Source organism: Pseudonocardia terrae (assembly GCF_021343995.1).
Lineage (GTDB): Bacteria > Actinomycetota > Actinomycetes > Mycobacteriales > Pseudonocardiaceae > Pseudonocardia > Pseudonocardia terrae.
This window is the reverse complement of sequence record NZ_JAJTTE010000127.1, coordinates 1-3,322: the sequence shown is the minus strand read 5'-3', so window position 1 is coordinate 3,322 and position 3,322 is coordinate 1. Positions and strand designations below refer to the sequence as shown.

Below are 3,322 nucleotides of genomic sequence, written 5' to 3'. Positions count from 1 at the left end.
CCGACCGCGACGGGCGATCCGGACAGGGTCACCGAGGTCCCTCCCAGCCGAGCGGTGCGGAGCGGTGGTGCGGACGTGGGCCGGGGCGGGCGTTCCCCGTGAACGCCCGCCCCGGCGGGTCCACCCGTCCGCTCCCCAACGACGAGTGGCGGCCGGCGCGGAGCCTTCACGCTGCCGGCGACGTCGATGGTGCCTGCGTCGACCCCGCTGTCAGCAGGGTCGAAAGTCCCGTCTTCCGGCGGGTCCGGGCCTGGCTCAGCCGGGGACGGAGAAGTGCCCTGCGACCGGGCTGCCGACCGGGGCCGCGCCCTCGGCGGCGTCGGCGACCTCGGTGTGCGCGACCTGTGTCAACCGCCGGGCGAGGTCGGTCAGCGCCTGGGCCGCGGCGAGCTCCTCGGCCACCCCGGGGACGTCGGCGGCGGGCGGGGCCAGCCGCGCCTGCCCGGTGCCGACGAGCCGGTCGGACTCCCGGTCGTGCAGGCGGGCGACGGCGTGCGTCACCCCGGATCCGGCCTCGAGGTCCACGATCACGGTCCAGCGCTTGCCCCGGGGCATCCCGGCTCGGGCGCTGCTCGCCGCCGTCAGCGCGTCGGACAGTGCCTCGGACAGGGTGTGGGCGCCGGTCGGCTCGGTCATCGCTGTCCCTTCCGCCGTGGTGCGTCGAGCGTGCCCCCGCACGACGCGCGGCGGAAGGGCCCGGCGGCATCGGCCGCCGGAATCGCCGGAACGGGTGGGTCCACCCGGCCGGCCGGGGACGTTCGGGGACCGGTGCGGACCCGGCCGGGCGGCGGCGGCCGCGAGGTCGGGCCCGCACCGGCGGACGGGCCGCCCACCCGGGGGCTGGGGGGTGTAGCGCGGGTGGGTGACCCGGGCCCGAGGGCGACGGGCGCGGCCCGGTGCAGCACGGAACGCCGCGCACCGGGACGGAGGTGGCCGCGGGGGAGCGGGACCCGCGCGCACCGCGCCGCGGTCGCGCGTGCCGGGAACGGCGGTGGGCTCATGAGACCCGCTCGGACAGCCGGCTGCGCTGTGGGCTCAGGCGGACCGGATGCCGGCAGACTACTGCTCCACGTGCGCCCGCGCACCCGCCGGAAGCGTGCCCGTTTCGACGACCTCCAGGGCCACGTCGCGCAGCTTGCGGTGCAGTCGGCGGGACGCGGTGCGCAGCAGGTCGAACGCCTGGTCCCGGGTCACCAGCCGGTGTGCCATGAGGATGCCGAGGGCGGTGCCGATGTCGCGGCTGGACCGCAGCGCCTCGTCGAGCTCGGCGGCGCGGCGGCGGTGGCGCGCGTCCGTGACCGCGAGGGCGGCGTGCGCGGCGAGGACGGTGCCGACGGCGACAGCGTGGTCGTCGAAGGCCCCCGGGGTGGCGGAGGAGAGGGTGAGCGCGCCCAGGACGTCGTCCTCGACGAAGAGCCGGAAGCACAGCAGCGCGCGCACCCCGGTCTCGGCGACGGCCCGGCGGCCGAAGGCGGGCCACCGGTCGTCCGTCGACACGTCGTCGACCGCGCAGACGACCCGGTCGTGGATCACGCCGAGGCACGGCCCCTCGCCGACCTCGTGCTGGATCTCGTCGACCCGCCGTGCGGTCCCGCCGGTCGGGGCCACGGACACCACGCCGCCGTGCCGGTCGACCAGGGAGATCCCCGCGTGGTCGCAGCCGGGCACAGTCGCGACGGCGTAGAGCGTGACGCGCTCCTGGGCGTCCTCCGGGGTCGGCGCGGTCCGCAGCGCGCGGGCGAGCCGGGCGAAGCGCTCGGCGAGCTGGACGCCGTGGCCCACCGTCTCGGCGGCCCCGCCGTCCACCCCGGCGTTCACCCCGCCGTTCACCGAGCCTCCCTCAGCACGCGCAGCAGGTCGCTCAGGGTGACGATGCCGGCGACCCGGTCCCCGTCGAGCACGGGCACGACCCGCACGTCGGCCTCGCGCATGCGGTGCACCAGCCCGAGCAGGTCGCCGTCGAGCGTCGCGGTCGGCAGGCCCGTGCGCACCAGCGGCCCGACGCCCGTGGCGCCCCGCCTGCCCTCGGCCCGGTCCGTGACGAGGTCGGCCTCGGCGAGCATCCCGACGAACCGCTCCCGCTCGTCGACCACCGGTGCGTCCGAGAGCCCGTGGGCCGCGAGCGCCGCGGCGGCGTCGCGGACGGTGGAGGCCACGGCCACGACGAGCGCCGGGCGGCTCATGACCTCGCGGACGCGCATCCGCGGAGCCTCCCGCCCGGAGGGGTCCCCGGCCAGGGTCCGAAGCCCCGGACCGCGCCGCACGCCACCGGCGGACCGTGTCACACCGGGCCGTGTCCCACCGGGCCGTCTCGGCGGGCCGTCTCAGCGGGCGGTGTCGACGTGGGCGTCCGGACCGGGGAAGAAGACCGACTCGTGGCCGTCCTGCCAGCGCACCCGGTAGTGCTCGGTGTCGCCCTCGCCGCCGAGGACGGCGACGATCGTCCCGCGCCGCCGGGCGGCGTCCAGGTGGTTGCTCTCGATGACGATGCGATCGCCGATGTGAGCCTGCATCGATGCCTCCCTGCACGCGGGTGGGGCACCTCAGGATCGCGCGTCGCCGCGACGGGGGCCAGGGTCCGGCGGGTCCCGGAGGCGTTAGGGACTTCCGGCCCTGGCGCGCCGCCGCGCCGGTGACCGACCATATGGGCCGACACCGCGCGAACCGCGGTGATGCGTGCGTGTCCCGCGCTCCGTCGGAGCGACCGGGCCGCCCCGAACCCACCGACCGGCCACCGGTCCGTTCGGTCCGCCATGACCCCGCCGCCGCGTCCGCGCGGCGCCGCCCGAGGAGCCCGATGACCCTCACCGCTCTGCCCCCCTCGACCGGCTCTCGCCCGGCCGTGGGGTACACCCCCGCACCGTTCGACCGCACTCGGGTCGACGACGTGTCGTCCGCCGTCGCGCGGCTCGCGCGCGAGTTCGCCGGGCAGATGTCGCACCGGGTGGTGGCACGGGTCGTGCGGGAGTGTCGCGCCGATCTGTCCGGGGTGCCCGCGGGTGCCGTGCCGGAGCTGCTGGAGCGGCTGGCCCGCCAGCGCCTGCTCGACCGCCTCGACCGCAGGGCGGCCGCGAACCCGTTGCCGCCCTGCGCCTCCTGACCGCCTCCCGACCGACCTCAGATCGCCCCTGAGCGCCCCTGATCGCCTCGGCGACCCTACGGCTCAGCAGCCCGGGCCGAGGGACCGCGCGGCTCAGCCGCCCGGGCCGCGCGTCCCGGGCAGGGCGAGCACCTCGCGCCGCGGCGGCGTGGGCTCGGGCACGACGAGCACCGGGCAGCGCGCGGCGGCCACCGCGTCGTCGACCGGTGCCCCGGCGACGGC

Annotated in this window: 5 protein-coding genes; 1 reads left to right on the top strand and 4 read right to left on the bottom strand. The window is 77.9% G+C overall.

What is annotated here, in order from left to right; genetic code table 11:
• Nucleotides 1–255: 255 nt before the first annotated feature.
• From LWC33_RS34430 to LWC33_RS34415, 4 genes are all read right to left on the bottom strand, one after another.
• Nucleotides 256–636: a dsRBD fold-containing protein gene (locus tag LWC33_RS34430; RefSeq protein WP_233308899.1), complete on the bottom strand. Its 381-nt coding sequence runs from the start codon at nt 634–636 to the stop codon at nt 256–258.
• A 423-nt stretch (nt 637–1,059) separates the two neighbouring features.
• The gene (locus LWC33_RS34425) at nt 1,060–1,830 is read right to left on the bottom strand and encodes a GAF domain-containing protein (protein ID WP_233308898.1); all 771 of its coding nucleotides are present in this window, start codon (nt 1,828–1,830) and stop codon (nt 1,060–1,062) included.
• On the bottom strand, nt 1,827–2,201 hold the full coding sequence (locus LWC33_RS34420) for a CBS domain-containing protein (protein ID WP_233308897.1): 375 nt from the start codon (nt 2,199–2,201) through the stop codon (nt 1,827–1,829). Before LWC33_RS34420 ends, LWC33_RS34425 begins: the two co-directional genes overlap by 4 nt.
• 123 nt (nt 2,202–2,324) lie before the next feature.
• Complete coding sequence (locus LWC33_RS34415; RefSeq protein ID WP_233308896.1) at nt 2,325–2,513, bottom strand: DUF1918 domain-containing protein; 189 nt, start codon at nt 2,511–2,513, stop codon at nt 2,325–2,327.
• Between the two features lie 284 nt (nt 2,514–2,797).
• On the opposite strand from LWC33_RS34415, the gene LWC33_RS34410 reads away from it, so the two are divergent.
• Nucleotides 2,798–3,100 carry a hypothetical protein gene (locus tag LWC33_RS34410; RefSeq protein ID WP_233308895.1) on the top strand — a complete coding sequence of 101 codons (303 nt, stop codon included), beginning with the start codon at nt 2,798–2,800 and terminating at the stop codon, nt 3,098–3,100.
• Nucleotides 3,101–3,322 lie beyond the last annotated feature (222 nt).